This window comes from Plantactinospora sp. CA-290183, from assembly GCF_050936375.1.
Taxonomy (GTDB): Bacteria; Actinomycetota; Actinomycetes; order Mycobacteriales; family Micromonosporaceae; genus Plantactinospora.
On the sequence record NZ_JBNJMX010000002.1, the window covers coordinates 618,403 to 644,627 of the forward strand.

The following is a 26,225-nucleotide window of genomic DNA, read 5'->3' on the forward strand; positions in this document are numbered from 1 at the left end:
CCTCCACCCGCGAACGTCGTACGCGCCACACTCTAGTGCGGCGCCGACCGGGGGTTCGCCGGGTTGCCCGGCCTCCCCGCCCGCGTGATCGCGATGATCAGGCAGTGGTGCCTACGACACGCCGACGACACGCGCGGACAACTCCCTGATCACCGCGATCAAGGGGGCGGGGTGGGTTAGAGGCGGGATAGGGCGGACTGGAGGGGGTCCAGGCCGATGGAGCCGAGGTTGAGGGCGTCGCGGTGGAAGGCCTTCAGGTCGAAGGCGGCGCCCTTGCGGGCCTGCGCGTCGGCGCGGGCCTGGAGCCAGATCCGTTCGCCGACCTTGTAGGACGGTGCCTGGCCCGGCCAGCCCAGGTAGCGGTTCAGCTCGAAGCGCAGGTTCTCGTCCGGCACCCGGCAGTGCGCCCGCATGAACTCCCAGCCCAGCTCGGGGGTCCACCGCTCGCCGGGGTGGAAGCCGAACGGGTTGTCCCGGGGCACCTCCAGCTCCAGGTGCATGCCGATGTCGACCACCACCCGGGCGGCCCGGAACGCCTGCCCGTCGAGCATGCCGAGCTTGTCGCCCGGGTCGGACAGATAGCCCAGCTCGTCCATCAGACGCTCGGCGTACAACGCCCAACCCTCACCGTGACCGGAGCACCAGGCGAGCAGCCGCTGCCAGCGGTTGAGCACCTCGGCCCGGACCTGGGTCTGCGCCACCTGCAGGTGGTGCCCCGGCACGCCCTCGTGGTAGACGGTGGTCACCTCGCGCCAGGTGGAGAAGTCGGTGACGCCCTGCGGCACCGCCCACCACATCCGGCCGGGGCGGGCGAAGTCCTCGCTCGGGCCGGTGTAGTAGATCCCTCCGTCGCTGGTCGGCGCCAGGCAGCACTCGATCCGGCGGACCTGCTCCGGAATGTCGAAGTGGGTGCCGTGCAGCTCGGCGATGGCCTTGTCGGCCAGCGCCTGCATCCAGTCGCGGAACGCCTCCTTGCCCTGGATCCGACGGGTCGGATCGGCGTCCAGCGCCGCCACGGCCGCGTCGACGCCGGCGCCCGGACCGGCGATCCGGGCGGCCACCGTGGCCATCTCGGCCTCCAGCCGGGCCAGCTCCTCGAACCCCCAGGCGTACGTCTCCTCGAGGTCGACCCGGGCGCCGAGGAAGTACTGCGAGGCGAGTTGGTAGCGCTCGCGCCCGGCGGCCTGCTTGGCCCGGCCGCGCGGGGCCAGCTCGTCCCGGAGGAAGCGGCCGAAGCCGGCGGTCGCGGCGGTCGCGGCGGCGGCTCCCCGGCGCAGGTCGGCGGCGAGGGCGTCGCCGGCCGACAGCCGTTCGACCAGGCTGTGGAAGAAGTCGTCGCCGCCCGGGTCGGCCCAGGTGTCGCACTGCTTGGCGACCTCGACGATCTGGGTACGGGAGCTGACGTGCCCGGCGCCGGCGGCGGTACGCAGCGTCGTCTTGTACGCCTCCAGCGCCCCGGCGAACTGGTTGAGCCGGGCGGCGATGTTGCTCACCGCCTGTTCGCCCTCGACCGGCATCAGGTCGAAGACCTGCCGCAACTCGTGCAGTCCGCTGGCGATGACGTTCAGCTCGCTCATCGACTCGCCGGCGTCGTAGCGCGCCAGCTCCAGGCCGAGCCGTTCCCGCATCGCCTCCCTGGCGGTGCGCTCCGCCTCGGTGTCCGGCTCGGTGCGCTCCAGGTCGGCGAGCGTGCGCCGGGTCAGCTCGGCCTGCGCGGCGAACCCGTCGGGTGAGAGATCCCCGAGCTGGTCGTCGTGGCCGCCGATGCCCACGTACGTGGCACCGGTCGGGTTGAGTCGGGCCCACTCCTCGACATAACGGTCGGCGAGCTCGTTGATTCGTCCCACGGAACCGACCCTACGTGATGGGACCGGAACACCTCACCCGTGGGACCGGCCCCCGGAGCGGCGCCGGGGTGGGCAAAGTCGCACGACATCGTCGTACCCCTCGGGCAGGATGTCAGGAGTGACTGCCCCTCCCACTCCTGACAGCACCGGGCTCCGCGCCTGGTTGCCCGGCTACCTCGCCCTGGCCGCCATCTGGGGATCGAGCTTCCTCTTCATCAAGGTCGGCATCCGCGAACTGCATCCGCTCTACCTGACCCTGGGCCGGGTGGTGGCCGGCGCCCTCGTCCTGCTCGTGGTGCTGGCCGTGCTGCGCGACCGGCTACCCCGGGACCCGGTGCTCTGGCTGCACCTCGCGGTGATCTCGGCGGTCGGCGTGGTCGTGCCGTTCACCCTCTTCGGCTACGGCGAGCAGCGGGTCTCCTCGATGCTCGCCGGCATCTGGAACGCCACCACCCCACTGATGGTGCTGCCGCTGGCGGTGCTGGTGTTCCGCACCGAGCGGATGACGCTGCGGCGGGGGCTCGGGATGGGGCTGGGCTTCGTCGGGGTGCTGGTCGTGCTCGGCGTGTGGCGGGGCGTCGGCGGGGCCCAGTTGACGGGCCAACTCATGTGCCTCGCGGCGGCGGCCTGCTACGGCATCTCGATCCCGTACCAGAAGCGGTTCGTCGCCGGCCGGCCCGAGTCCGGGGTGGCGCTCTCCGCCGGGCAGCTGCTGATGGCGACGGCACAGCTCGCGGTCGTCGCGCCGCTGGTCGCCGGTGCCCCGCCCGTGCCGACCCGGCTCTCGGCCGAGGTGCTCGGCAGTGTGCTGGCGCTCGGCGCGCTCGGCACCGGGCTGGCCTTCGTGATCAACATGCGGAACGTACGGCTGGCCGGCGCCAGCACCGCGTCGACGGTGACCTACGTGATCCCGATCTTCGCGGTGGTGATCGGGGTGCTCGCGCTCGACGAGCACCTGGCCTGGTACCAGCCGGTGGGTGCGGTGATCGTGCTGGCCGGGGTGGCGGTCTCGCAGGGCCTGTTCGGTGGCCGCCGCCGGCCGGCGAACGCGCCGACCGGGCCGGCCGGCCCACCACCGGTCCCGGAGTACGCCCGCCCGGCGCGGTAGCCGGACGCGGCCCGGCGGGCGCAGGGTCGTGGCGGGCCGCTGCGCGGTCGGCTGACCGGGGTGATTCGGCCCGGTCAGCCCGCGTGCGACGCCGCCCAGTCCAGCAGCTGCCCGGCCGGCCAGGTGTTGACCACCCGGTCGGCCGGTACGGCGCACCGGGCCGCCCGCTCGCAACCGAACCGCTGCCAGTCGAGCTGCCCCGGCGCGTGCGCGTCGGTGTCGATCGCGAAGAGGCAGCCGGTCTCCACCGCCAGCCGGATCAGCCGCTTCGGCGGGTCCTGCCGCTCCGGACGCGAGTTGATCTCGACGGCCTTGCCGTGCTCCGCGCAGGCCGCGAAGACCGCCTCGGCGTCGAACTCGCTCGGCGGCCGGGTACGCGCCCGGTGCGCCCGGTCACCCGGGCCGGTCACCCCGGGCGGCCGGCCGGCGACCATCCGGCCGGTGCAGTGCCCGAGGATGTCCAGGTGCGGGTTGGCCACGGCGGTGAGCATCCGCCGCGTCATCCGGGCCTTCGGGTCCCGCAGGTTGCTGTGCACCGAGCCGACCACCACGTCCAGCCGGGCCAGCAGTTCCTCGTCCTGGTCGAGCGAGCCGTCCTCGTTGATGTCCACCTCGATGCCGGTGAGGATGCGGAAACCGGCCGGCAGCGCCTCGTTGATCGCGGCGACGTGGTCGAGCTGCCGGCGCAGCCGGGCCGCCGTCAGCCCCCGGGCGACCTTCAGCCGGGGCGAGTGGTCGGTCAGCACCACGTACTCGTGCCCCAGCTCGACCGCGGCGAGCGCCATCTCCTCGATCGGCGAGCCCCCGTCGGACCAGTCGGAATGGGTGTGGCAGTCGCCCCGCAGCGCGTCCCGCAGGGCCGCCGTGGACTCGTCCAGGTCGACCCCCTCGGTGGCGGCCAACCGGCGCAGGTAGACCGGTTCCTCGCCGCGCAGCGACTCCGTCACCGAGCGCGCCGTCACCTCGCCGACCCCGGGCAGCTCGGTCAGGGTGCCCGCCTCGGCCCGCGCGGTCAGCTCCGGCGCGGGCAGCCCGGCGAGGGTCGTCGCCGCCGACCGGAACGCCCGGACCCGGAAACTGGCCTCGTTCGCGCGCTCCAGCAGGAAGGCGATCCGGCGCAGATCGGCCAGGGGGTCGCGGGGGGTCATACCAGCACCGTAGTTGCGCGGCCGGCCCTCGCGCGCGCCGGATCGCCGACGAACGCCGGCCGCCGGCCGCCGCCGCTGACCGGCAGGGCTCGCCGCCGGCCCGTCGGCACCGTAACCTCCGACCATGCGCACGATCGACTGGGTGGACGACGCCATCGAGATCATCGACCAGACGGCACTGCCGGGCCGGCTCACGGTGCTGCGGCTCAACACGGTCGAGGAGCTGGTCGCGGCGATCCAGCGACTCGCCGTACGGGGTGCGCCGGCGCTGGGCGTCGCCGGGGCGCTCGGGGTGGCGCTCGCCGCGCGCGACCCGGAGCGCGCTCCGGCGGCCGTACGCCTGCTGGAGACGGCACGCCCGACGGCGGTGAACCTGGCGCGCGGCGCCCGGCGGGCGGCCGCCCGGCTGCCCGAGGGGCCGGCGGCGGTGCTGGCCGAGGCGCTCGCGGTACGCGACGAGGAGATCGCCGCCTCCGCCGCGATGGCCACCCTCGGGGCGGACCTGCTGGCCGAACTCTGCGGGGCGCGCCCCCGGCTGCTCACCCACTGCAACACCGGAGCGCTGGCCGCTGTCGTCGGCGGCACCGCGCTCGGGGCGGTGCTGGAGCTGCACCGGCGGGACGGGCTCGGCGGGGTGGTGGCCAGCGAGACCCGTCCGCTGCTCCAGGGAGCCCGGCTGACCGCCTGGGAGCTGGGCCGGGCCGGTGTGCCGTACCGGGTCGCCGTCGACGGGGCCGGGCCGTTCCTGATGGCCCGGGGCGAGGTCGACGCGGTCGTGCTGGGCGCCGACCGGATCTGCGCCAACGGCGACGTGGTCAACAAGATCGGCAGTTACGCGCACGCCCTCGGGGCCCGGCGGGCCGGCATCCCGTTCGTGGTGGTCGCGCCCGAGTCCACAGTGGATCTGGAAACCCCGGGCGGTGCGCAGGTCGAGATCGAGGACCGGGGCGCCGACGAGGTACTCGGCTACCGCCTCCCGGCGGTCGGGGCCGACCAGCCCCCGGCCGCCGACGGGGCCGACCCGGCGGTCGGGGCGGTGAACCCGGCCTTCGACGTGACGCCACACGAGCTGGTCACCGCCATCGTCACCGAGCGACGGGTCATCCGGCTGGATCGGGGGGAACGGGTGTGACCGAGGTGACCGTACGCCGGTCCGCGGCCACGCCGGTCACCCAGCCGCCGGTCCGGCCCAGCCGCAGCAGCGCGTCCGGGCGGACCGGCAGCTCCACCGGGGCGCCCGGCCGGGGCGGCCAGGCCCGGCGCGCCGCCGAGGGCGGGCCGAGCCACCCCCGCAGCGCGTCGATCGGGTCGTCCTCGGTGAGCGCGACCCGGGCCTGACCCAGCGCGTCCAGCACCGCGTCCAGCGCCGGACCGAGCGCCGCGGCGTTGCCGCCGCACATCGCGGCGATCAGCTCCGCCCGGGTCGCCGCGACCCGGGTACCGTCCCGGAACGACCCCGCGGCCAGCGTGCCGGCCAGCGGGTCGTCGGCGGTGACCGCGACCGTCGCGGCGGCCAGCAGATGCGGTACATGGCTCACCGCGGCCACCGCCCGGTCGTGTTCGGCGGCGACGGCCGGCACCACCCGGGCGCCCAGGCCGGTGAACAGGGCGGCCAGCTCCAGCCAGTCGCCGATCGAGGTGACCTCGGGTTCGAGGCAGAGCACCCACGCGCAACCGGTGAACAGGGTGGGATCCGCGGCGCCGAAACCGGAGGTCTCCCGACCGGCCATCGGATGCCCGCCGACGAAGCCGGCGAGCCGGGTGTGCTGCCCACCGGAGCCGTCGTACCGGCCGTGCAGGTGCCGGTCGACCAGCTCCCGTACCGGCCCCTTGACCGAGGTGACGTCGGTGACCAGTCCGGTGTAACCGGTGTCGGCCAGCGCGTCGAGTACCCCGGCCACCGCCGGCAGCGGTACGGCGATCACCACCAGTTCGGCGCGGGCCACGACGTCGCGTACCGTCCCGGCGATCTGCCACCGCTCGCCGACCGGCGCCCGGGCGGCGGCCGTGCGGGCGGTGGCCCGGGTCGCCGGGTCGGCGTCGTAGCCGAGCACCTGGTGGCCGGCGGAGGCGAGCGCGCGCAGCAGCGACCCGCCGATGAGACCGAGCCCGATCACCGCGACGTCCACGTCCGGAACTCTCGCACACCGACGCGGCTACGGCGCCTTCGGACAGCCCCTGTCGGCGTGCCACTGCCTGACCTTGGCGGCCGGCGAGGTGTTGCGCTTCTTGCGCCACGCGTCCAGGAACGTCGCCGGCCAGACCACGCCGCGCCGGATCCACCAGTCACCGGTGCGCTGGCACGGCGGTGAGATGCCGAAGTGCAGGTGGCAGACGTTGTTGGCGTTGCCGGTCCTGCCCAGCGTGCCGACCTGCTGACCGGCCCGGACCCGCACGCCCGCGTCGATGCCGGCGTTCACGGTGCTCAGGTGGGAGCCGTAGTAGCGCACCCCGTCGTCGCCGAGCAGCGACACCGACTTGCCGCCGTTGTTGGGCCCCTGTGGCCCGGACCTGCTGTAGCGGTCGACCCGGCTCACCTCGAGGATCCGGCCCGCCGTGACGGCGACGACCGGGGAGCCGCAGTTGGCGAAGAGGTCCGTACCGGGATAGGCCGAGTGCGTCGGGTGGTAGTCGACGTTGCCGGTCTGCACCGGGAAGACGTACCGGAGTGCGGCCCTGGGGGCCCCGGGCGAGCTGGTGTTCGGCCTCCGCGAGGGGGTCAGGGTGGGCCTGGCGCTCGGGCTCGGCGTCCCGGTGGCGGACGGCGACGCGGTCCCCGGCGAGCTGGGTGCCGCCAGCTCCGGCTGCTCGAAGGTCGGGCCGGGGGTGCGGGTGTCGGCGCATCCGGCGGCGAGCGCCGTCACGAGCAGGAGGGCGACCGGGTACGCCCGGTCCCGGGCTGCCCGGCCGGGCGCTGCTGTTCCTCCCCATGGCATCCGGCCATACTCCCAGACCGCCCTGTCGCCCGCTGGCCCGGAACCTCGCCCGGCGCCACCGGGTGCTCGCCCCGCCGTCGACCCTGGCCCGCGGGCGGTCCGGGTAGGCTGCGGGGCGGGGATCGTGGTGGAAGGAGCGGGGTCATGACGCAGCCAGCGTTCCGGCCTCAGCCCGGAGCGTCCCAGCCCGGAGCGGCCCAGCCCGGCTGGCAGTGGCAGCCCGGCCCGCAGAGCCCGTCGGGGCTCTTCCCGGCCGCCCCGCCGTCGCCGCACCCGACCTACCGCGAACCGCATCCCGCCCGGCCGGCCGGCGCGCTCGCCGGCGGCACGTCGGCGGCGATCTGGCTGCTGGCCTTCGGTTTCCTCGGCAGCGACCTGCGGGGCTACCTCCTGTGGACGATCGTCGCCGGGGCGGTGGCCTGGCTGGTGGCGCTGGCGTTGACCTGGTTTGGCGACCGTGGGGTGGCCGTCGGCATCGCGGTGGTCAGTGCCTTCGGCTGGGCCGTGGCGGCCGCTGCGCTCGCCGTTCGCTGGTTCTCCACCGGTGACTGGCCGCTCTGGTAGCCGGGCCACCACCGCGCGCCGCTGAGACGTTGCGCCGGCGGTGTCCGCTCTGCGGTAGCGTTCGGTCAAGCGGTGGCTGCGCACCGCGACCGGCCTTGACGAACCGCGCGGGACTCGGCACCCTCGGCGGTATGGCCTGGACTGAGCATCGGCTCGACCCCGACCGCAGCCGCCGCCGGTTGCAGCTCCTCGCCGAGCTTGCCGGGGCGAAGTCAGTACGGGAGCGCGAGAACCCCCGCCGTGCCCGCGTCGACCGGCTCCGCGAGCTGATCGCGACTCGACGCCGGCTGGCCGGCTGAACGGCCGGCAGGCTGACCGTCGGCAACTCGCGTCCGATTCCACACCCTCCTTCGGGGCGTTGCCTGGGCTCCCGCACAGGTGACCGGATACCGTCACGCGTAACGGAGGATCGGCTGTGATGTGCGGCTGCGCTGCCGCAGGCAATTGGGGGGACCGTGTCGTACTTTGCTGCGGCGGTGGTGCGCCGTGAGTCCGACTGGACCGCGGCGGAGCTCGACCTGAATGGTGCCGGCGACCTCGACGAGGTGGCGGACCTGCTCCGCGACGTCGAGCCGGACGCCGAGATCTCGTTGCTCTTCGTGGAGTCCGACGACGCCTACCTGGCCATCATGCGGCTGGACGAGGGTGAGGACCTGCGCATCTTCGGCTCGGACTCGGCCTTCGCCGAGGAGTCCCGGCTCGGCGCACTGCTGGTGGGGGACATCAAGGTGCCGGGACTGGAGATCGACGACGTCGTCGAGCCGGTGGAGGGTGAGGCCGTGGCGGGCGCGGACGACGACCCCGACCAGCCGGCGGCGGACCCCGACGCGGATCCGGTCGGCGACGCCGATCTCCTGGCCGATCTCGGCGTTCCGGCCCAGCGGCTGCTCGCGCTCTGCACGCACGAGGGGATGATGCCGGCGGACGTCACGGCCGAGGTCTGCCAGGCGATCGGCTGTGGCAACGAGGTCGAGGAACTCCGCGAGGCGTGACCGGACCGTACGGTGCGCCGCCGCCCCGGACCGACCTGCTCCAGCGTTGCGCCGAGCCGCTGTCCGGCGACGGTGGACCGGACCGGCGACGCCGATGACGCCCACGTCCCGGCAGCGGCACGAGGCCTGGATGCGGCGGGCGCTGGAGATCGCCGCGCCGGGTGCGGTGGGCAGCTCGGCGGGCGCACCCGGGGCCGTCCCGGCGGTCGACCGGGCCGGACTGCTGATGGCCGAGGACGTTCCGGTGGGTGCGGTGGTCTACGGGCCGGACGGGACCGAACTCGGCAGCGGCCGCAACGAGCGCGAACGTACGGGGGATCCGACCGCGCACGCCGAGATCCTGGCCCTGCGCCGGGCGGCCGCGACCGTCGGTGCCTGGCGGCTGACCGGCTGCACCCTGGTCGTGACCCTCGAACCGTGCACGATGTGTGCCGGGGCGCTGGTGCTGGCCCGGGTCGCCACGCTCGTCTTCGGTGCCTGGGAGCCGAAGACCGGTGCGGTCGGCTCGCTCTGGGACGTCGTACGGGACCGGCGCCTCAACCACCGCCCCGAGGTCTACGGCGGCGTCCTGGAACCCGAGTGCGCCGTCCTCCTCCGCACCTTCTTCCGCTGACCCGCCCCACCGCCGCCCCGCCCGCCGCCCCCAAGATCGCGGTGATCAGGGAGTGGTTCCGCGTGTCTGTCGGCGTGTCGCCTGTCCGGCCCCTTGATCACGCGGATCTTGCCGGGGGCTGCGGTCGGTCGGCGGCCCTGCACAGCGCCTGCCGTACGGTCTGCACGACGTATGCCGAACGTCGGACGTCCGACCAGGTGAACCGCAGTACCACGAAGCCGCGGGTGAGCAACGCGTTCTGCCGGCGCCGATCGTGCAGCACCGCCTCCGGGGTGCTGTGCGGGGCGCGCCCGTCCGCCTCGGCCAGTACGCCCCGACTCGGCCAGGCCAGGTCGGCCAGGGCGATCAGGGTGCCGAAGTCGTCGTACACGGGGAATTGCAGGTCCTCCGGGCCGACCCCGCCGTCCACACAGATCAGCCGGATCCTGCTCTCCAACGGTGACTGGGCACGGGCGTCGGTGGCCAGGAGCGACTCGCGGGCCCGCGTCGCCCCGCGATTGCCGTAGATCAGCGTCTGGACGGTGCCAAGGTCCTGCTCGGTGAGCAGATCGGCCCGCAGCGCCGCGTCGAGCATCGGCACCGCCAGCGGGCGGCTCAGCCGCAGCACCAGGTCGGCGGCGGTACGGGCCGGCGTGGTTACCGCCATTCCGTCGACGCGGGTCACGTCCGCCGGGGCGAGAACGAGCTGCCGGGTGGTCAGATCGGGCTGGTCGAGTCGGCGTAGCCCCGCCGGCAGGGAGATCTGCACGGTGGAGTCGTCCGGCAGCACCGGCCAACCGTGCAGCCGCGCCGCGCTGCTCAGTACCGCGACGGCGGCCCGGCCCCCGCCGAGCAGGCCGGCCCGGATCCGTTGCCGCTCGTCCGGCGGACCCGCCTCGGTGCGGTAGACGCCACGGAAGACGGTTCGCCAGGTGCGCGCGGCCAACAGGCGGCCGACCCGTGCCGGTGACAGCCCGAGTTCACGGCACTGTGCCGCCGTGATCAGGTTGTCCTGTCCGGCGCTGAGCAGCTTCGCGAGATGCAGGCCCGTCGTCATGGCGGCGAAGCATGCCGCCACCCCCACCCCCCGCGCCGCCCCAAACCCACAACCTGTGGATAACCCACCCCCCTGTGGATAACCCCCCGCCCCGCCCCGCGCCGGGCGCGCCCCGCGCGCCGTCGCGCCCGCCTAGATCGGCGTGATCAGGGAGTCAGCACCCCGACACGCCGACGACACGCGGGAACAGCTCCCTGATCACCGGGATCAGGTGGGGCGGAGGAGGGTGGAGGCGACGGTACGGGCCGAGTCGCTCCACGGCGTGGGACGGAAGGTCGCGGGATCGAGGCGTACCACGGAGCGCCGCCCCTCGGCGTGCATCGTGGCGCCGTCGAGGGACCGGAACTGGAAACCGTAGTCCGCACCGGTGGTGCCGAGCCGGTCCACCCAGAAGTGCACCCCGATCGCGCCCGTGCCGCGGATCGGCGTCCGGTAGGTGATGGCGAACTCGCGTACGGCGTGGAAGACGTCCGGCGAGGTCGGTCGGCCGTCCCGGAACGAGTGTCCGCGCACCGCCCAGTACTCCCCGAGCGCCCGTTCCAGCAGTACGGCATAGCGGGCGTTGTGCACGATGCCCATCGGGTCGAGATCGTCGAAGTGCACGGGCATCGGCTCGACGTGACCGAACTCGACATCGCGAACCGGGGAGGCGGCCGAGGTGACGGCGGTCGAGGAGGTGGCCCCGGCCGGGGTGTCGACCGTCGGGCTGGGCGTGCGGGTCATGGTCAGGCCTCCGGGAGCAGGGTCGGATCGGGGCAGAGGGAGCGCAGCCGGTCGAGCGCCGCCCGGTGTGCGTACCGGTAGGGCTCGTCGGAGGAGAGCAGTTGGGAGCGGACGACGGCGGCCATGCCGAACGCCTCGATCTCGTACGCGAGTTGCCGTACGTCGACGTCGGGGTCGAGTTCGCCGGCCGCGACCGCCTCGGTGGCCAGCCGTTCGAGCAGGGCCATCCACTGCGCGAAGGCGAGCACGATCCGGTCCCGGACCGGGCCCGGCCGGGTGCCGAACTCGAACTGGGTGTTGGCGAAGAAGCAGCGTCCCGGCAGCACGGCCGCCCGGTAGAAGTCCAGCTTGGCGACGTGCATCGCCCACAGCCGGCGTACACCGGCCGGTGCCTGTACGGCCGGCCGGACGACCCGGTCCGTCCACTGCTCGGCGGCCCGGTCGATGGTGGCGAGCTGCAGCTCCTCCTTGGAGCGCCAGTGCGCGAACAGCCCGGACTTGCTCACCCCGAGCCGGTCGGCGAGCTGTCCCAGGGAGAGCCCGTCCAGGCCCGCCTCGGTGGCCAGCGCCACCGCCGCGTCGAGGACCGCACCCCGGGTGCGCTCGCCCCGGGCGGCGCGACCGTCGATCGTCATGCCGGGAGCGTAGAACAAAAAGACCGATCGGTCGTACTTATTTATCCCACGTCACACCCGGGCATCACCGTCGGCGCGGGCATCAGCGCCGGGCGGCGACGGTCAGCGCCGGACCGGCCGGCTGACCGGGGACGACCACCTCGGCCGGGGGCAGCGTCACCGTCACCACGAGGCCACCGCCGTCGCGGGGTCGGGCCCGCACCGCACCGCCGTGCGCCCGGGCCACCGCCCGGACGATGGACAGCCCCAGCCCGAAGCCACGCCCGGCGCCGGTCCGGTCGACGGCGACCCCCGGTACGCCGGCCGGGCCGGCCGAACCCGGTGCGGCGACCCGGTCCTGGCGCAGCCGCCGGAACGGCTGGAACATCGTCTCGATCTCGTACCCCGGCACCACCGGGCCGGTGTTCGCCACCACCAGGAACGCCTGGCCGTCGACCGTACCCGTGCTGACCCAGATCTGGCCGCCCGCCGGCACGTTGTGCCGGATCGCGTTCTCCACCAGGTTCTGCGTCAGCCGCTCCAGCAGCACCGGGTCACCGGCGGTGGCGGCGGGCGCCAGCTCCCGGCGTACCGGCAGGTCCGTCGCGGCCGCGGCCTGGTCCAGAACGTGGCCGGCGACGTCGGCGAGGTCCAGCGGGCTGCGGTCGACGACCTGCTGCTCCGAGTCGGCGAGGGTGAGCAGCCCGTCGATGAGCCGCTCGTGACGTTCGTTGACCGCCAGCAGCGTCTCGCCGAGCTGCCGCAGCTCGGCCGGGGCGCCGGGCCGGGTCACCGCCAGCTCCAGCAGCGACCGGTTCAGCGCCAGCGGGGTACGCAGCTCGTGCGACGCGTTCGCCACGAACCGGCGCTGGCTGTCGAAGGCCTGGTCCAGCCGCTCCAGCATCAGGTCGAAGGTGTCGGCCAGCTCCTTCACCTCGTCGCGGGGCCCGCGTAGCGCGATCCGCTCGTGCAGCCCGCGCCCGCCCACCCCGGCCCCGGCGATCCGCCGCGCGGTGCCGGTGATCTGGTGCAGCGGTTGCAGCGCCCGCGCGGCGATCAGCCAGCCGAAGCCGAGGGCGATCGCCGAGACCACCAGCAGCGCGAGACCGCCCTGGGTGAGCAGCGACTCCAGCGCGTTCCGCTTCGCCTCGTCCTGGACCTCGCGGATGAGGATCCGGACCTGCTCGGCGTCGCCCGGGGGTATCAGTTTGCCCGGCGGGACCGACATCCCCGCGATCTGGAGCTTGCTGACCGCCGTGGAGAGCGGCTGCCGCATGCGCTGCTCGACCAGCACGTACGTGACGCCGAGCAGCACCACGCCGGCGAGCAGCAGCAGGCCGCCGTAGATCAGGGTCAGACGGGCCCGGATGGTGAGTCGCTTCATCGGATCTGGTACCCCACTCCCGGCACGGTCTCCACCACGTGCGGATCACCCAGTTTGCGGCGCAGCTTCATCACGGTCACCCGTACGACGTTGGTGAACGGGTCGATGTGCTCGTCCCAGGCCCGCTCCAGCAGCTCCTCGGCGGAGACCACCGCCCCGCCGGCCCGCATCAGCTCCGCCAGCACCGCGAACTCCTTGCGGGACAGCGCCACGTACCGGCCGTCGCGGTAGACCTCGTGCCGGGCCGGGTCGACCACGATGCCGGCCCGGGTCAGCCGCGGCGGGGCGGCCGGTCGGGCCCGGCGGACCAGCGCGTGCACCCGGGCCGAGAGCTCCACCAGCGCGAACGGCTTGACCAGGTAGTCGTCGGCGCCGAGCGCGAGCCCGGCCACCCGGTCGCGTACGGCCGCGGCGGCGGTCAGCATCAGCACCCGGGTCTCGCCGCCGCTCTCCACCACCGCCCGGCAGACGTCGTCGCCGTGCACCACCGGCAGGTCCCGGTCGAGCACCACCACGTCGTAGTCGTTGACACCGAGCCGTTCCAGCGCGGCGTCCCCGTCGTACACGACGTCGACCGCGAACGCCTCCCGGCGCAGCCACTCGGCGATGGAGTCCGCCAACAGCGTCTCGTCCTCGACCACTAGTACTCGCACCGTCCCATGGTGACGCGGCCGGCGATAACGGCGGCGTTAACGCCGACGGTTACGCCCTGGATACCGCCGCTGGTTTCGACTTGTCCGTATCGGCCGGCGATCCGCGCCGGCCCGGGAGAAGGAGTTGTGCCATGCGCCGACGAATGTCGGGCACCCTGCTCGTCCTGCCACTCTTCCTCGGACTGGCCGTCGCCGGCTGCGCCGGATCCGGCTCCGACGGGGAGGGCGTGGCCACGGCCGGCGGCGGTGCGGCCGGCCCGTCGCCCAGCGCCAGCGCCGTCGCGCTCAGCGACGAGGACCGGGGGCGGGAGTTCGCCAAGTGCATGCGGGAGAACGGCATCGACATGCCGGACCCGGAGCCGGGCGGTGGTCTGCGGATGCGCAAGGCTCCCGGCGGCGACGAGGAGAAGATGCAGGCGGCGATGGAGAAGTGCCGCAGCCTGCTGCCCAACGGCGGCACGGGGATGAAACTCGACCCGGAGCAGGTGGAGAAGGTACGCCAGCTTGCCCGGTGCATGCGGGAGAACGGGGTGCCGAACTTCCCGGACCCGGCGGCGGACGGCAGCATCGACCTCAAGACCGTCGACAACCTCGACCTCGACGACCCGAACGTGCGCGCGGCGATGGAGAAGTGCCGCCAGGGCGGTCCGTTGATCATGCGGAAGTCGAAGTGAGCGCCGACACCACCGCGCCGCCCGACGCGGCGCCGTCCGACCCGGCGCCCACCGGGCCGGTTCCGGTGGGCGCCGTCCGGAGCCGCCGCCGGCGCCGGGCCCGTACCCCGGTGGTGGTCGCGACCGCCGTCGTGGTCGCCGCCGCGGCGGGCGTCGCGGCCACCGTCGGGTTCGGTGGCGGAGACCGGGGTACGGCCGCCAGCGGCGGGCTGCCCCCGGCGACCGCCCAGATCACCCGGCAGACCCTGGTGGACTCGGAGCGCGTCGACGGCGAACTCGGCTACGGTGCCACCCGCACCGCCGCGTCACGCCTGGGCGGTACGGTCACCGCGCTCACCGCCACCGGGGCCCGGGTCGGCCGGGGCAAGACACTGTTCGCGATCGACAACGCCAGGGTGGTGCTCCTGTACGGCCGGCTGCCGGCGTACCGGACGCTGGAGCCGGGGATGAGCGGCGGCGACGTCACGCAGTTCGAGCGGAACCTCGACGCGCTCGGCTACTCCGGCTTCACAGTCGACGACGAGTACACCTCGGCCACCGCCGACGCGGTGCGCGACTGGCAGGACGACCTCGGCCTGGACGAGACCGGCCGGGTGGAGCTGGGCCGGGTCGTCTACGCCGACGGCGAGGTCCGGGTGGGCAGCCACGAGGCCGAACTCGGCGACGCGGCCCAGCCCGGCCAGGCGGTGCTGACCTACACCGCGACGGCCCGGGTGGTGACCGTCCCGTTGGACGTCGACGACGAGCGGCTGGCGAAGGTGGGTGCCAAAGTGACGGTCTCGCTGCCGGACGGCAAGGAGGTGTCCGGCACGATCGCCGACACCGAGACGGTGGTCGAGACCGACAGCGGCGGTGCCGGCGGCGAGAGCGAGCCGGAGACCACCATCGAGGTGACCGTGGCGGTGGCCGACCCGAAGGCGCTGGACGGCTTCGACCAGGCCTCGGCCGAGGTGGCGTTCACCGCGGCCGAGCGCGAGGACGTCCTGACGGTGCCGGTCGCGGCGCTGCTCGCACTCGCGGAGGGCGGGTACGGCGTCGAGCTGGTGCAGGGACAGACGACCCGGATCGTGGCGGTGCGGACGGGTCTCTTCGCCTCCGGCCGGGTGGAGATCTCCGGCGAGGGCCTGGCCGAGGGTGCGACCGTCGGGATGCCGACGTGAGCGCGGCGGTGGTCGTCGGGCTGGACGAGGTGACCAAGCACTACCCGGGCGGCGTACACGCCCTCGACGGCGTCTCGCTGACCGTCCGGTACGGCGAACTGGTGGCGATCGTCGGCCCGTCCGGCTCGGGCAAGTCCACGATGCTGCACCTGATCGGCACCCTGGACCGCCCGTCGAGCGGGCGCGTCGAGATCGACGGGTACGACGTGGCGACGCTCACCGACCGGCAGCTCTCCGCGCTCCGGTCGTCCCGGATCGGCTTCGTGTTCCAGCAGTTCCACCTCGCGCCGGGCGTACCGGTGCTGGACAACGTCGCCGACGGGCTGCTCTACGCGGGCGTACCGCTGCGGGACCGGCGGCGGCGGGCGGAGGCCGCGCTGGTCCGGGTCGGGCTGGGGCACCGGCTCGACCACCGGCCGCACGAACTCTCCGGCGGCGAGCGGCAGCGGGTGGCGATCGCCCGTGCCGTGGTCGGGGACCCGGCGCTGCTGCTCGCGGACGAGCCGACCGGCAACCTGGACTCCGCGTCCGGTGCCGGGGTGCTGGCGCTGCTGCGCGAGCTGCACGCGGCCGGGACCACCATCGTGGTGATCACCCACGACCTGGAGATCGCCGCCGGCCTGCCCCGCCAGGTGCAGATGCGCGACGGCCGGATCGTCGCGGACCACCTCACGCCGGTGGCGGTGGCGGGATGAGCCGGGACCAGCGGGTACGGCTGGTGCCGGCCCGGCTCCGCCCCCGGGACATCCTCCGGGTCGGCGGTGTCGGGCTGCGTACCCGGCCGCTGCGGGCCTTTCTCTCCGCGCTGGGCATCGCGATCGGCATCGCCGCGATGGTCTCGGTGGTCGGCATCTCGGCGTCGTCCCGGGCGGAGCTGGACCGGACGCTCGCCGCGCTCGGCACCAACCTGCTGACCGTCGGACCGGGCAAGTCGCTCTTCGGCGACGACGCCCAGCTGCCGGAGGAGTCGGTCGAGATGATCGACCGGATCGGGCCGGTACAACAGGTCGCCGCGACCGGGCTGCTCGCCGAGGCCAAGGTGTACCGCTCGGACCTGATTCCCGAGGGGGAGAGCGGCAGCATCGCCACCCGGGCCGCCAGCCTGGAGCTGCGGGACACGGTCGGGCTGGAGCTGACCAGCGGCACCTGGCTGAACGCGGCCACCGCGCGGTACCCGGCGGTGGTGCTCGGCGCGGCCACCGCCGGACGGCTCGGGCTGGGCAGCGCCGGACCCGACGTGCAGGTCCAGCTCGGTGACCGGTGGTTCACCGTGGTGGGGATCCTGTCGCCCGCACCGCTCGCCCCGGAGCTGGACCTCTCCGCGCTGGTGGGCTGGGAGGCCGCCCGCTCGTACCTCGACTTCGACGGGCATCCGACCACGGTCTACACCCGCTCCACCGACTCCGGGGTCGAGGCGGTACGCGCGGTGCTCGGCGCCACCGCCAACCCGGAGGCACCGAACGAGGTGCAGGTTTCCCGGCCGTCGGACGCGCTCGCCGCGCAGCAGGCCACCGACGAGGCGTTCACCGGGCTGCTGCTCGGGCTCGGCGCGGTGGCCCTGCTGGTCGGCGGGGTCGGGGTGGCGAACACCATGGTCATCTCGGTGCTGGAACGGCGCGCGGAGATCGGCTTGCGCCGCTCGCTGGGCGCCACCCGGGGCCAGGTACGCACCCAGTTCCTGGCCGAGTCGCTGCTGCTCTCCGCGCTCGGCGGGGTCGGCGGGGTACTGCTGGGCATCGGCGTGACGGCCAGCTACGCCCTCTCCCAGTCGTGGCCGGCCGTGGTGCCGGTCTGGGCGATGGCCGGCGGGATCGGTGCCACCCTGCTGATCGGCGCCTTCGCCGGGCTCTACCCGGCGATCCGCGCCGCCCGCCTGGCCCCCACCGAGGCCCTGGCCACCCCCTGACCGCCCCGGGCGGTCGCCCCCATGATCGCGGTGATCAGGGAGTACGTCCGGCGTGTCGTCGGCGTGTCGGGTGTTCCGCCCCCTGATCACCGCGATCAGGGGGCGGAGCGGGGCGTCGGGGCGCACAGCGGGCGCCCCGCGCCGGGCGGCCGGAGCGGGCTCAGGCGACGATGGTGTCCAGGGCGACCTCGACCATCTGGCCGAAGGTCTGCTCGCGCTCCTGGGCGGTGGTCTTCTCGCCGGTCTTGATGTGGTCGCTGACCGTCAACACGGTCAGCGCCCGCGCCTTGAACCGGGCCGCGATCGTGTAGAGCGCCGCCGACTCCATCTCCACCGCCAGCACGCCGTACTCGGCGAGGCGGTCGTAGAGGTCGGGGCGGTCGGTGTAGAAGGCGTCGGCCGCCAGCACCGGGCCGACCCGCATCTGGATGCCGCGCTGCCCGGCCACGTCGACCGCGGTACGCAGCAGCCCGAAGTCGGCGACCGGGGCGTAGTCGATCAGCCCGTCGAACCGGACCCGGTTCATGTTGGAGTCAGTCGACGAGCCGTTGGCCGCGATCACGTCGCGTAGTTGCAGGTCCTCGCTGAGTGCCCCGCACGAGCCGACCCGGATCAGCGACTTCACGCCGTACTCGTTGATCAGCTCGTGCGCGTAGATCGACGCGGACGGCATCCCCATCCCGGAGCCCTGTACGGAGACCTCGGTGCCCGCCCAGCGACCGGTGAAGCCCAGCATGCCGCGCACCGTCGAGTAGCACCTGGCGCCCTCGAGATAGGTTTCCGCGATCCACTTGGCCCGCAGCGGGTCGCCCGGCATCAGGACCCGCTCGGCAATCTCGCCAGGGTTGGCGCCAATGTGCGTGCTCATGGGCAACGATCCTGCCAGGTCGGCCTGGGTGATACCCCGACGACGTCGGGCTGTCGCGTCAGGTACCCTTCTCGGCGGTGGTGTGTCCGAGCGGCCTAAGGAGCACGCCTCGAAAGCGTGTGAGGGTTTACGCCCTCCAAGGGTTCAAATCCCTTCACCACCGCCACTGAACAGGCGAAACGCCCGGCAGGTCGGAGACGACCTACCGGGCGTTCTGCCTGTGGTCTCAGATGCCGCTCAGGCGGCCGATCCGGAGCGCCGCCGACCCGCTGCGCGACGTTCCGGCGGACCTGCGCCGTCACGTGCTGGTAGCGGACCGCGCGACGTCACCGCCGGGACCTCACGGCTGCCGCGACGGAAGCTTCTGTACCACCCCGAGCAGCGCGGCAAGCTGCTCGATGACCACGTCGGCGTCGGCGAGCGCGTCGGGGTGGTGGGTACTCGCGAGGCCGACCACGACAGCGCCAGCGGCCTTACCGGCCGCCACGCCAGCGGGAGAGTCCTCGACGACCACGCACGAGGTCACGTCCACCTGAAGCCGCCGAGCGGCAAGCAGATACCCCTCCGGATCCGGCTTGCCGGCCCGCACGTCCTCCGCTGCCACCAGGACCGCGGGCACCGGCAACCCGGCCCCGCGCAGTCGGGCCGTCATCAACGACCGCGATCCCGACGTCACCGCGGCCCAACGGTGACCGCTCAACCGATCCAGCACATCCACCGCGCCGGAAATCGGCCGCACCCGATCCGCGGAGCCGAGTTCCAGCTCGGCGATCTGCCCCACCACCGTCGCCACCGACTCCTCGGGAAAGAACTCGGGCACGACATCCTCGTCACGCCGGCCATGACACACCCGCAGGATCGCGTCCGCGTCGACGCCATGACGCAGCGCCACCTCCCGCCACACCGTCGTCACCGCCTCGGTGGAGTCGACCAACGTGCCGTCGATATCGAAGAGAACCGGCCGATCCATACGAGTCACCAGACCCCGTTCGTCGTGTCAGCACTAGCTTGATCTTTAACCTATGGCGGCCGGTCGGTGACCCCGACTGATCATGGTGACAGCCCTTGGTTGATCATTCTTCTTGTCGAGGGAAGATGATCAATGGCCAAGGGCTGTCTTGTGATCAGTGTGCATGATCGTCATCCGGCTGGTGTGGTCGGGGAGTTGGCGAGGTTCCGGCGGGAGTTCTACGCCTGTCTGACCTCGCGGGCGGATGCGTTGTTCGAGCTGGCCGACGCGGTGTTGTGCGCCGACGGGCCGGTCCGGTCGTTGGTGGAGTTGTCGCTGGTAGGCGAGCACCGTCGTGGTCATGGGGCGTTGTATGACGCCCTCGCCTGCGGCCGGCTGGACATCGATCGGCTGCGCACGGCCCTCGCGGCGGTGCCGTTGCCGCGGGCGGCTGACGGGCGTCTCGTCCTGGCGGTCGACATCACCTGCTGGTTGCGGCCGGACGCGCACACCTCGCCGCAGCGGATTCTGTGTCACACCTACGGCCGCGGCAAGGACCAGCACATCCCGGTCCCGGGCTGGCCGTATTCGATGGTGGTGGCGTTGGAGTCGGGCCGTAGTTCGTGGACCGCGCCGTTGGACGCGGTACGGCTGGCGCCTGGTGACGACGCGGCCACGGTCACCGCCGGGCAGCTGCGGGACATCGTGGGACGGCTGATCGCGGCCGGCCAATGGCAGGCTGGCGATTCGAACATCCTGGTGGTGGCTGACGCCGGTTACGACGCGCCCCGGCTGGCGTTCCTCCTGCGTGATCTGCCCGTGCAGGTCCTCGCGCGGATGCGCTCGGACCGGGTCCTGCGCCGGGCTGCGCCGCCTCGGCAGCCGGGGGTACTCGGCCGTCCGCCCCGCCACGGCGGTGAGTTCGTCTTCGGTGATGCCGCCACCTGGAATGAACCAGATGCGGCCACCATGACTAACACCCGCCTCTACGGCACGGCGTGGGCCCGGTCGTGGGACCGACTGCACCCCCGACTGACTCACCGATCAGCCTGGATCGACGCGGCCCGGGTCCTGCCGGTCATCGAGGGAACCGTCATCCGCCTGGAAGTCGAACACCTGCCCAGCGGTGCCACCCCGAAGCCGGTCTGGCTGTGGTGGTCCGGCGTCGACGCCACCAGCGAAGACGTCGACCGGCTCTGGCAGACGTTCCTGCGTCGCTTCGACATCGAGCACACGTTCCGCCTGTTCAAACAGACTCTCGGCTGGACCTGCCCGAAGACCCGAACTCCGCAGGCCGCCGACCGATGGACCTGGCTGATCCTGGCCGCCTACACCCAACTCCGCCTCGCCCGCGCCCTCGCCGCCGACCTGCGCCGCCCCTGGGAGCAACCCGCACCACCACAGCGTCTGTCACCCGCCCGCGTCCGCCGAGGATTTCGGCACCTCCGCACGAAGGCCACCTGCCCGGCCGGTGCACCCAAACCCTCCCGGCCAGGACCAGGACGGCCACCCGGCCGCCGCAACAACCACCCCACCCCACGCTACGACGTCCACACCACGACCACCACGAACACCAAGACAGCAGCTGCAAAGAAGACGAAGTCCATCAATCCCCGTCCACGCCGCACAGGTTAAAGATCAAGCTAGGGCATGTATCGAAGTCCTCTGCCGGGCTGCGCCGGGCCCAGACGACGCCCGGCGGCGTTGCGGATCTGCCCGGATACAACACCGGTATCCGGGCAGATCCGCGCCTTGCCGGATCGCCGCCTGGACCTCGGCTCGCCTCGGCCAGGACTTCGACACACGCCCTCAGGCGTTGACCGGAGGCGTCGTGCCCCCGGAGATGCGGCATACCTGAGCCGCCGGTCCGGATCCGACCGGTGGCCCGGATCAGATCCTGGTACGTCAGGCGCGGGTACGCGAACGCCCGGTCAGTCCCACGGGCTGACCGGGCGTCCGCTCTGTGATCACCAGTTGCCGGTCCGGGATCACTGGTCCTCATCGGGTGCCGCGGTTCCAGGTTGACCTAGAACGACGGATGTCACTGTCTCCGTACCGACAAGGATGGCGGATCGTGACAACCCCTGGCCGCGCTACCGGGTCCAGAGGCCGAGGTCGATGGTCTTCGTCAGCGTCGCCCGGTCGTCGTCGCCGTCCAGCGACCAGATCATCGCGCCGCCGAGTCGCTCGGTGCGGATGAACAGGGTCTTCTGCAGGACCACCGCCGGGTCGTCGTACGTCCAGAAGGTGGTGCCGTCGTAGAGCCAGGCGGTGCCGGCCCGCAGGTCGCGGTAGACCGTGAAACCGTCCTGGCCGGCCTTGGTCTTGAGGACCTTGTAGTCCTCGTAGCCGGCCTCGTGGGTGGCCGGTGCGGGGCCGCCGGTGGCGGTGCCGAAGAGGCCGTTGCGCCCGCCGGTCACGCCGGTCCAGCCGCGCCCGTAGTACGGGATTCCCAGCACCAGCTTGCGGCGTTCGGCGCCCCGGTCCAGCCAGGCGTCGATGGTGCGGTCGACCGCGAAGTCGGGCTCGGTGGCGCCGGCCGGCACCCGCAGCGCGGACTGCTGGTTGGCGACCGCCTCCCAGCCGCCGTGGAAGTCGTAACCCTGCACGGTGACGAAGTCGAGGTTCTTCAGGACCTTCGGGACCTCGAAGCCGGCGTCGATCGCGGCCGGGTTGGCCGGTACGAAGGCGGTCAGCTCGTAGTGCTTGCCGGCCGGGCGGCCGACGGCGTCGAGCTGGCGGCGGAACTCGGCGACCAGCGCGGTGAAGTTCTGCTTGTCCTCCGGCCGGAAGATCGTGTCGACGTCGCCGGCCGAACCGGGCCACTCCCAGTCGAGGTCGATGCCGTCGAAGACCCCGGCGAGCGAGCCCGGCCCGCCGGCGCTGCCGTCGGGGTTGGGCAGGTTGCCCCGGATGTAGAGGTCGATGCAGGAGGCGACGAACCTCTGCCGCGACTCCGGGGTGAGCGCCGCGTTGGAGAAGTGCGTCGACCAGCTCCAGCCGCCGAGCGAGATCAGCACCTTCAGGTCGGGGTGCGCGGCCTTGAGCTTCTGCAACTGGCCGAAGTTGCCGTTCAGCGGCTCGCCCGCGACGTCGGCGACGCCGTCCACACTCTCCTGCGCCGGGACCGGCCGCTGGTAGTCGGCCCAGGCGTCGCCCTCGGGCGCCGCGCCGTCGACGTAGCAGCGGCCGTCCGGGCTGACGTTGCCGAAGGCGTAGTTGAGGTGGGTCAGCCGGCCGGCGGCGCCGGAGTCGTTCAGCTTCTTGACCGTGAAGGCCCGGCCGTAGATGCCCCACTGGGTGAAGTAGCCGACCTTGACGAAGCCGTCCCGCTGGCCGCCGCCGGTCTCGGACGGTGATCGGGGGGCGGCCGACGCCGAGGGTACGGCGACACCGGCCAGCACGGCGGCGAGGGCGGCGGCGGTGCAGAGTCTACGGAGGACGGATCCGCGCATATGTGCACTCCTGACGGGGGTGGAGCGACGACATAACAGTAAGGAACGTTTTCAGTGAACTGAAACGTAGGGCCGTCGATGTCGACCGGTCAAGAGCCGTCCGAACGGATGTCCCGGTACCCGGGGGTGCTCGGGGCCGGTGGGTCGGGACCGCCTACGCCGCGGGCGGCGGGGTGACGGCCGCCGCCCGGGGCGGGGTGGCGGTGCCGTGCACCCGCTTCGCGTGCGCGGCGTACCGCCTCGGCCCGACGATGGGCATCAGCAGCCGCGGTACGAGCGGCATCTCGGCGACGATCCCCCGGATGACCTCGGGGTCCCCCTCGTACATCACGACGCCGAACACCAGCGGCAGTCTCTTCTTCGGCAGGTTGGCCATGGCGTTGCGGCCGAGCTGCCGCCACTCGGCGGCGGTGACGTGCTTCGCGGCGAGCGGGAGGATCTGCGCCTCCTCCATCGCCGTGTGCTCCACGAGCGCCCCGTTCAGCTCGTCGAGCGCGCTGGCCAACTCCGCGCGCTGCTCCGGGGCGGCGGTCGCGCGCCAGAGCGGGAGTACGACCAGAAGCTCCTGATTGATCTTGTCCAGCCGACCGTGCTGCTCCTCCATCGTGTGCACGACCGGGGCGATCTCCTCGGCCACCCGGTCCAGCAGCTTCGGCCAGAGCAGGTCGTCCTCGCCCTGGTGGTGCTCGTGCAGCAGGTCGCAGAGGAGCTGGATGTGCCCGCCGACCAACTCGGAGCGCGCCACGTCGCCGTCCGCGACCGCGCGTACCAGGGCCGGCAGCAGCCCGAACTCCCGCCGCAACGCGATGTGCACCACGTACATGTCGCGGACGTCGGCCATGGTGGCGGTCATGTCTGGCGCTCACTCTCCGTGATGCGTCGAGGGGCATGGGTCGACGGCGCTGGGATCCCGTCAACTCATTGAGCTGCCCTGATCCGGGCGGGTGTCACCCATCGTCGGCATGCCGAGGGCGAGTGAATTATGCCCGGGTCCGGTCACCAAGGGGCCCGACCGAACACCGTGATGTAACCCACAGTAGCCAGAAGCGAGTGTCCGGTGGTCAGTCCCGTCCGCGCCGACGTCGGGGTCGCGGAGCAGGTCGCACAGCTCCGCCGCCTCCCGGACGGGGACATGCAGGCCACTGAAGACGCCGCCCGGTCGGCGCGGTCAGCAGGTGCCGAAGCCCTCGTCGAAGAGGCGTCGCGCGTAGTCGGCGTAGCCGGCGACGGTCTTGCGGACCGTGCGGCCGTCGTGCAGGAAGAGATAGGCCCGGTCACCGTCGCGGGCCAGCAGGCCGTCGAACCGGTACGTCCCGGGCGGCGCGGTCAGCCGGGTGGCCGCCGGGTAGCTGGCCCGGACCTGGTTGACCGGGGTGCCGGCGGTGACTCCCTCCGGGGTACGCACCGCCGGGCTGGCCCAGAGCAGCACCAGGCGGTCCTTGTCGAAGACGGGGCTGACCGTCGACGGGTCGGTGAGGCTGTGACCGCAGCGCGCCTCCTCCGGATGGAGTACGCCCCGGCGCCGCAGCTCCTGCTCGGTGTCGCCGAACTCGATGTTCCGCAACCCGTTGAGGTCGATCACGTCGGCCCCTGGCGCTCCGGCCGCAGGCGGGGCGCCGGCCGGGGCGGTGGCCCGGTCCGGTGTGGTGCCCGGAGGCGGGGACGGGGTGGGCCCGGTGGGGAGGGCATGACAGCCGGCGACGACGACCGCCACCAGCAGTGCTACGACCCGGACAATCCGCAATACCCGCATGTCACCCTCCCGTCGCAAAGGGTAGTAGATGCCGGATTAGCGAGTTTCGCCGGGGTGCACCCGATACATCACAGTCCACAGAGGTGGGATGCGGGCATCGACGGGGCCGGGCCGCCACGCCGGACGGACCCGCCCGCGGGCCGGGCGCGTCGCACGGGTCAGGCGGGTATCGCGTCCTTGGCCACCAGGCGTCCGCCCGCGAAGCAGAGCCGGTAGACCGTGCCGGCCGCGCGCAGGACGTCGCCGTGCGAGCGGTAGTAGTGGCAGTCGGAGCCCGCCGGCGCCGCCAGCGGGTCCGGGTCCGGCGGTTCGAGCATCTCCCGGCGCGGCAACAGCGGCTCGACCGCCGCCTCCTCCTGGGCCAGCCGCAGCGCGGCGTACCGGTGCGGCGGGAGCACCGAGTTGCTGGTCGCCCAGAGGTAGTAGCCGAGCCCCGATCCGCCCAGCGCCACCGCCAGGGTGGTCAGCACCCCGGCGGCGGCCACCAGTCCACGCCGGGCCTCGCGGTGTACCAGCCGGCGGCGGTGCGTGGAGGAGATCGGCCCGGAGTCCGGAACCGGCTCCGGTGCGGGTACGGCCCGGTGGGGCAACCGCGCCACGACCTCGAACCCGCCGTCGCGTTCCCCGGCCGACAGGGTGCCGCCAGCCAGGCGTACCCGCTCGCGGAGCCCGATCAGGCCGCGCCCGCCCCCGTCGGTCGGGGCGGCCCGGACCGGGGCCTCGCGACCACCGCCGGGCGCGGGGTCGTTGACGACGCTGACCACCGTCTCCGTGCCGGCCTGCCGCAGCCGTACGGCGACCCCGGCCCCCGGGGCGTGCTTGCTGGCGTTGGTCAGCGCCTCCTGCACCACCCGGTACGCCGCCCGCTCCACCAGCACCGGCCGGTACGCCTCCTCCGCCTCGCCGTCCGGCGGCTCCTCCCGGCGCAGCGTCACCCGCATCCCGGCCCCCGCCGCCCGGCGGACGAGTTCGTCGAGGCTCTCCCCGGCCGGCGGGGCCGTCGGTTCCTCGTCCTCCGCCCGGAGCAGGTGGACGATCTCCCGGAGCCGTTCGGTCGCCGTCGCCGCCCCGAGCCGGAGTTGCCCGGCCATCGCGCGCTCCCGCTCACCCAGCGTGGGCGTCAGCTCCAGCGCACCGGCCCGCAGCGCGAGCAGGCTCAACTCGTGACCGAGCGAGTCGTGCATGTCCTCGGCGATCCGGGCCCGTTCGCGCAGGCGTACCTCGCTGGCCAGGATCCGCTGTGCGCGTTCCAACTGCTCGGCGTGCTCCCAACCCGCGGCGACCAGCTCGCGCTGCTGACGTCGGTAGCGTCCGACCAGCCAGGGGAAGACCCCGGCGTAGATCAGCGCACCCGCCATCGTGGCCCAGTCGACGAAGCCCGCCCGGGGCAGCACCATCGCGGTCCCGACGAAGGCGATCACCGGGTAGCCCACCGCGGCCGGCCGGATCGAGGCCGTGCGGCGGCCGAGCAGGTAACTGACCACCGGCAGGGCGAGCGAGTAGTTGCCGTCCAGCACGCAGAGCGCGACCACCGTGAAGAGGGCGACAACCGGCCACCGGCGGCTCAGCGCGACCGCGACGCCCCAGAGCAGCAGACCGCCGACCAGCGCCCGGACCGGGTACCCCCGGTGGCCCACCCAACTGGACCAGATCAGGACCGCGAACGCCGCCCAGAGCAGCAGGTCCCGGACGACGGGCGCGCTCGGCAGCCTCCTGCGCGGCAGGAACGCGCCGCCCGTCCGGAGGGCGTCGAGCAGGGGCGGCATGACGTCGAGGCTAGGCGGGCGCGGGCCCGGCGTGATCCGGGGAAGTCGTGGTCCGCCCCCGAATCCCGGCACCGTC

The 26,225-nt window shown here is 73.2% G+C and carries 26 protein-coding genes and 1 tRNA gene; 12 read left to right on the forward strand and 15 right to left on the reverse strand.

Going from position 1 to position 26,225, the window contains the following annotated elements:
* Nucleotides 1-176 precede the first annotated feature (176 nt).
* Nucleotides 177-1,847 carry a DUF885 domain-containing protein gene (locus ACQEUR_RS07680; RefSeq protein ID WP_433027474.1) on the reverse strand — a complete coding sequence of 557 codons (1,671 nt, stop codon included), beginning with the start codon at nt 1,845-1,847 and terminating at the stop codon, nt 177-179.
* A 109-nt stretch (nt 1,848-1,956) separates the two neighbouring features.
* Between ACQEUR_RS07680 and ACQEUR_RS07685 the strand changes: the two genes are divergently transcribed.
* The gene (locus ACQEUR_RS07685) at nt 1,957-2,955 is read left to right on the forward strand and encodes a DMT family transporter (protein WP_433027476.1); all 999 of its coding nucleotides are present in this window, start codon (nt 1,957-1,959) and stop codon (nt 2,953-2,955) included.
* 74 nt (nt 2,956-3,029) lie between these two features.
* Here ACQEUR_RS07685 and ACQEUR_RS07690 read toward each other — a convergent pair whose 3' ends face one another.
* Nucleotides 3,030-4,103, reverse strand: a complete 1,074-nt coding sequence (locus ACQEUR_RS07690; RefSeq protein WP_433027479.1) for a PHP domain-containing protein — start codon at nt 4,101-4,103, stop codon at nt 3,030-3,032.
* 124 nt (nt 4,104-4,227) lie between these two features.
* Here ACQEUR_RS07690 and mtnA point away from each other — a divergent pair, with 124 nt between their 5' ends.
* Complete coding sequence (gene mtnA, locus ACQEUR_RS07695; RefSeq protein WP_433027482.1) at nt 4,228-5,235, forward strand: S-methyl-5-thioribose-1-phosphate isomerase; 1,008 nt, start codon at nt 4,228-4,230, stop codon at nt 5,233-5,235.
* Here the strand turns inward: mtnA and ACQEUR_RS07700 are convergent.
* Nucleotides 5,204-6,232, reverse strand: coding sequence for a prephenate dehydrogenase/arogenate dehydrogenase family protein (locus tag ACQEUR_RS07700; protein WP_433027485.1), 1,029 nt, complete (start codon nt 6,230-6,232; stop codon nt 5,204-5,206). The two genes, mtnA and ACQEUR_RS07700, sit on opposite strands and share 32 nt — an antisense overlap.
* A gap of 27 nt (nt 6,233-6,259) precedes the next feature.
* Nucleotides 6,260-7,039 (reverse strand): M23 family metallopeptidase, encoded by a 780-nt coding sequence (locus ACQEUR_RS07705; protein ID WP_433027488.1) that lies wholly within the window; start codon nt 7,037-7,039, stop codon nt 6,260-6,262.
* Between the two features lie 144 nt (nt 7,040-7,183).
* Between ACQEUR_RS07705 and ACQEUR_RS07710 the strand changes: the two genes are divergently transcribed.
* The 4 genes from ACQEUR_RS07710 to ACQEUR_RS07725 all read left to right on the forward strand — a co-directional run bounded on the left by ACQEUR_RS07710 (nt 7,184) and on the right by ACQEUR_RS07725 (nt 9,208).
* On the forward strand, nt 7,184-7,603 hold the full coding sequence (locus ACQEUR_RS07710; protein WP_433027491.1) for a hypothetical protein: 420 nt from the start codon (nt 7,184-7,186) through the stop codon (nt 7,601-7,603).
* 131 nt (nt 7,604-7,734) lie between these two features.
* Nucleotides 7,735-7,902, forward strand: coding sequence for a hypothetical protein (locus ACQEUR_RS07715; RefSeq protein ID WP_433027494.1), 168 nt, complete (start codon nt 7,735-7,737; stop codon nt 7,900-7,902).
* A 156-nt stretch (nt 7,903-8,058) separates the two neighbouring features.
* Nucleotides 8,059-8,595: a tRNA adenosine deaminase-associated protein gene (locus ACQEUR_RS07720; RefSeq protein WP_433027497.1), complete on the forward strand. Its 537-nt coding sequence runs from the start codon at nt 8,059-8,061 to the stop codon at nt 8,593-8,595.
* A 94-nt stretch (nt 8,596-8,689) separates the two neighbouring features.
* A complete protein-coding gene (locus ACQEUR_RS07725) occupies nt 8,690-9,208 on the forward strand; it encodes a nucleoside deaminase (RefSeq protein ID WP_433027500.1) in 519 nt (172 codons plus the stop codon).
* A 97-nt stretch (nt 9,209-9,305) separates the two neighbouring features.
* On the opposite strand, the gene ACQEUR_RS07730 is transcribed toward ACQEUR_RS07725, so the two are convergent.
* The 5 genes from ACQEUR_RS07730 to ACQEUR_RS07750 form a co-directional block, all read right to left on the reverse strand.
* The gene (locus ACQEUR_RS07730) at nt 9,306-10,244 is read right to left on the reverse strand and encodes an endonuclease domain-containing protein (RefSeq protein WP_433027503.1); all 939 of its coding nucleotides are present in this window, start codon (nt 10,242-10,244) and stop codon (nt 9,306-9,308) included.
* A gap of 207 nt (nt 10,245-10,451) precedes the next feature.
* The gene (locus ACQEUR_RS07735; RefSeq protein WP_433027792.1) at nt 10,452-10,853 is read right to left on the reverse strand and encodes an acyl-CoA thioesterase; all 402 of its coding nucleotides are present in this window, start codon (nt 10,851-10,853) and stop codon (nt 10,452-10,454) included.
* Between the two features lie 116 nt (nt 10,854-10,969).
* Nucleotides 10,970-11,602: a TetR/AcrR family transcriptional regulator gene (locus ACQEUR_RS07740; protein ID WP_433027506.1), complete on the reverse strand. Its 633-nt coding sequence runs from the start codon at nt 11,600-11,602 to the stop codon at nt 10,970-10,972.
* An 82-nt stretch (nt 11,603-11,684) separates the two neighbouring features.
* A complete protein-coding gene (locus ACQEUR_RS07745; protein ID WP_433027509.1) occupies nt 11,685-12,965 on the reverse strand; it encodes a sensor histidine kinase in 1,281 nt (426 codons plus the stop codon).
* Entirely contained in the window at nt 12,962-13,618 is a 657-nt protein-coding gene (locus ACQEUR_RS07750; protein ID WP_433027512.1) for a response regulator transcription factor, read from the reverse strand. The genes ACQEUR_RS07745 and ACQEUR_RS07750 overlap by 4 nt, the downstream gene beginning before the upstream one ends.
* Before the next feature lie 131 nt (nt 13,619-13,749).
* Between ACQEUR_RS07750 and ACQEUR_RS07755 the strand changes: the two genes are divergently transcribed.
* From ACQEUR_RS07755 to ACQEUR_RS07770, 4 genes are all read left to right on the forward strand, one after another.
* On the forward strand, nt 13,750-14,292 hold the full coding sequence (locus tag ACQEUR_RS07755) for a hypothetical protein (protein WP_433027515.1): 543 nt from the start codon (nt 13,750-13,752) through the stop codon (nt 14,290-14,292).
* Nucleotides 14,293-14,402: 110 nt separating this feature from the next.
* A complete protein-coding gene (locus tag ACQEUR_RS07760) occupies nt 14,403-15,452 on the forward strand; it encodes an efflux RND transporter periplasmic adaptor subunit (RefSeq protein ID WP_433027795.1) in 1,050 nt (349 codons plus the stop codon).
* Nucleotides 15,449-16,147 carry an ABC transporter ATP-binding protein gene (locus tag ACQEUR_RS07765; protein WP_433027518.1) on the forward strand — a complete coding sequence of 233 codons (699 nt, stop codon included), beginning with the start codon at nt 15,449-15,451 and terminating at the stop codon, nt 16,145-16,147. The genes ACQEUR_RS07760 and ACQEUR_RS07765 overlap by 4 nt, the downstream gene beginning before the upstream one ends.
* Nucleotides 16,144-17,358 carry an ABC transporter permease gene (locus ACQEUR_RS07770; protein WP_433027521.1) on the forward strand — a complete coding sequence of 405 codons (1,215 nt, stop codon included), beginning with the start codon at nt 16,144-16,146 and terminating at the stop codon, nt 17,356-17,358. Before ACQEUR_RS07765 ends, ACQEUR_RS07770 begins: the two co-directional genes overlap by 4 nt.
* Before the next feature lie 160 nt (nt 17,359-17,518).
* Here ACQEUR_RS07770 and deoD read toward each other — a convergent pair whose 3' ends face one another.
* Complete coding sequence (gene deoD, locus ACQEUR_RS07775; RefSeq protein ID WP_433027524.1) at nt 17,519-18,226, reverse strand: purine-nucleoside phosphorylase; 708 nt, start codon at nt 18,224-18,226, stop codon at nt 17,519-17,521.
* A gap of 76 nt (nt 18,227-18,302) precedes the next feature.
* Between deoD and ACQEUR_RS07780 the strand changes: the two genes are divergently transcribed.
* Nucleotides 18,303-18,392 (forward strand) — tRNA-Ser (locus tag ACQEUR_RS07780).
* A 174-nt stretch (nt 18,393-18,566) separates the two neighbouring features.
* Here ACQEUR_RS07780 and ACQEUR_RS07785 read toward each other — a convergent pair.
* Nucleotides 18,567-19,196, reverse strand: a complete 630-nt coding sequence (locus ACQEUR_RS07785) for an HAD-IA family hydrolase (protein WP_433027527.1) — start codon at nt 19,194-19,196, stop codon at nt 18,567-18,569.
* A 150-nt stretch (nt 19,197-19,346) separates the two neighbouring features.
* Here ACQEUR_RS07785 and ACQEUR_RS07790 point away from each other — a divergent pair, with 150 nt between their 5' ends.
* Entirely contained in the window at nt 19,347-20,810 is a 1,464-nt protein-coding gene (locus tag ACQEUR_RS07790; RefSeq protein WP_433027530.1) for an NF041680 family putative transposase, read from the forward strand.
* Nucleotides 20,811-21,268: 458 nt separating this feature from the next.
* On the opposite strand, the gene ACQEUR_RS07795 is transcribed toward ACQEUR_RS07790, so the two are convergent.
* From ACQEUR_RS07795 to ACQEUR_RS07810, 4 genes are all read right to left on the reverse strand, one after another.
* Nucleotides 21,269-22,630 carry a glycoside hydrolase family 18 protein gene (locus ACQEUR_RS07795; RefSeq protein ID WP_433027533.1) on the reverse strand — a complete coding sequence of 454 codons (1,362 nt, stop codon included), beginning with the start codon at nt 22,628-22,630 and terminating at the stop codon, nt 21,269-21,271.
* Nucleotides 22,631-22,784: 154 nt separating this feature from the next.
* On the reverse strand, nt 22,785-23,483 hold the full coding sequence (locus ACQEUR_RS07800) for a hemerythrin domain-containing protein (protein ID WP_433027536.1): 699 nt from the start codon (nt 23,481-23,483) through the stop codon (nt 22,785-22,787).
* Between the two features lie 315 nt (nt 23,484-23,798).
* On the reverse strand, nt 23,799-24,383 hold the full coding sequence (locus ACQEUR_RS07805) for a hypothetical protein (RefSeq protein ID WP_433027539.1): 585 nt from the start codon (nt 24,381-24,383) through the stop codon (nt 23,799-23,801).
* Between the two features lie 158 nt (nt 24,384-24,541).
* On the reverse strand, nt 24,542-26,149 hold the full coding sequence (locus ACQEUR_RS07810; RefSeq protein WP_433027542.1) for a sensor histidine kinase: 1,608 nt from the start codon (nt 26,147-26,149) through the stop codon (nt 24,542-24,544).
* Nucleotides 26,150-26,225 lie beyond the last annotated feature (76 nt).

What these genes read in the sequence shown, in the direction of transcription:
- ACQEUR_RS07685 (WP_433027476.1), top strand. Translation starts at nt 1,957, where the DNA reads ATGTCAGGAGTGACTGCCCCTCCCACTCCTGACAGCACCGGGCTCCGC.
- ACQEUR_RS07715 (WP_433027494.1), top strand. Translation starts at nt 7,735, where the DNA reads ATGGCCTGGACTGAGCATCGGCTCGACCCCGACCGCAGCCGCCGCCGG.
- ACQEUR_RS07725 (WP_433027500.1), top strand. Translation starts at nt 8,690, where the DNA reads ATGACGCCCACGTCCCGGCAGCGGCACGAGGCCTGGATGCGGCGGGCG.
- ACQEUR_RS07705 (WP_433027488.1), bottom strand. Translation starts at nt 7,039, where the DNA reads ATGCCATGGGGAGGAACAGCAGCGCCCGGCCGGGCAGCCCGGGACCGG.
- ACQEUR_RS07810 (WP_433027542.1), bottom strand. Translation starts at nt 26,149, where the DNA reads ATGCCGCCCCTGCTCGACGCCCTCCGGACGGGCGGCGCGTTCCTGCCG.
- ACQEUR_RS07740 (WP_433027506.1), bottom strand. Translation starts at nt 11,602, where the DNA reads ATGACGATCGACGGTCGCGCCGCCCGGGGCGAGCGCACCCGGGGTGCG.
- deoD (WP_433027524.1), bottom strand. Translation starts at nt 18,226, where the DNA reads ATGAGCACGCACATTGGCGCCAACCCTGGCGAGATTGCCGAGCGGGTC.
- ACQEUR_RS07805 (WP_433027539.1), bottom strand. Translation starts at nt 24,383, where the DNA reads ATGCGGGTATTGCGGATTGTCCGGGTCGTAGCACTGCTGGTGGCGGTC.
- mtnA (WP_433027482.1), top strand. Translation starts at nt 4,228, where the DNA reads ATGCGCACGATCGACTGGGTGGACGACGCCATCGAGATCATCGACCAG.
- ACQEUR_RS07690 (WP_433027479.1), bottom strand. Translation starts at nt 4,103, where the DNA reads ATGACCCCCCGCGACCCCCTGGCCGATCTGCGCCGGATCGCCTTCCTG.
- ACQEUR_RS07730 (WP_433027503.1), bottom strand. Translation starts at nt 10,244, where the DNA reads ATGACGACGGGCCTGCATCTCGCGAAGCTGCTCAGCGCCGGACAGGAC.
- ACQEUR_RS07745 (WP_433027509.1), bottom strand. Translation starts at nt 12,965, where the DNA reads ATGAAGCGACTCACCATCCGGGCCCGTCTGACCCTGATCTACGGCGGC.
- ACQEUR_RS07785 (WP_433027527.1), bottom strand. Translation starts at nt 19,196, where the DNA reads ATGGATCGGCCGGTTCTCTTCGATATCGACGGCACGTTGGTCGACTCC.
- ACQEUR_RS07795 (WP_433027533.1), bottom strand. Translation starts at nt 22,630, where the DNA reads ATGCGCGGATCCGTCCTCCGTAGACTCTGCACCGCCGCCGCCCTCGCC.
- ACQEUR_RS07800 (WP_433027536.1), bottom strand. Translation starts at nt 23,483, where the DNA reads ATGACCGCCACCATGGCCGACGTCCGCGACATGTACGTGGTGCACATC.
- ACQEUR_RS07735 (WP_433027792.1), bottom strand. Translation starts at nt 10,853, where the DNA reads ATGCCCGTGCACTTCGACGATCTCGACCCGATGGGCATCGTGCACAAC.
- ACQEUR_RS07755 (WP_433027515.1), top strand. Translation starts at nt 13,750, where the DNA reads ATGCGCCGACGAATGTCGGGCACCCTGCTCGTCCTGCCACTCTTCCTC.
- ACQEUR_RS07770 (WP_433027521.1), top strand. Translation starts at nt 16,144, where the DNA reads ATGAGCCGGGACCAGCGGGTACGGCTGGTGCCGGCCCGGCTCCGCCCC.
- ACQEUR_RS07710 (WP_433027491.1), top strand. Translation starts at nt 7,184, where the DNA reads ATGACGCAGCCAGCGTTCCGGCCTCAGCCCGGAGCGTCCCAGCCCGGA.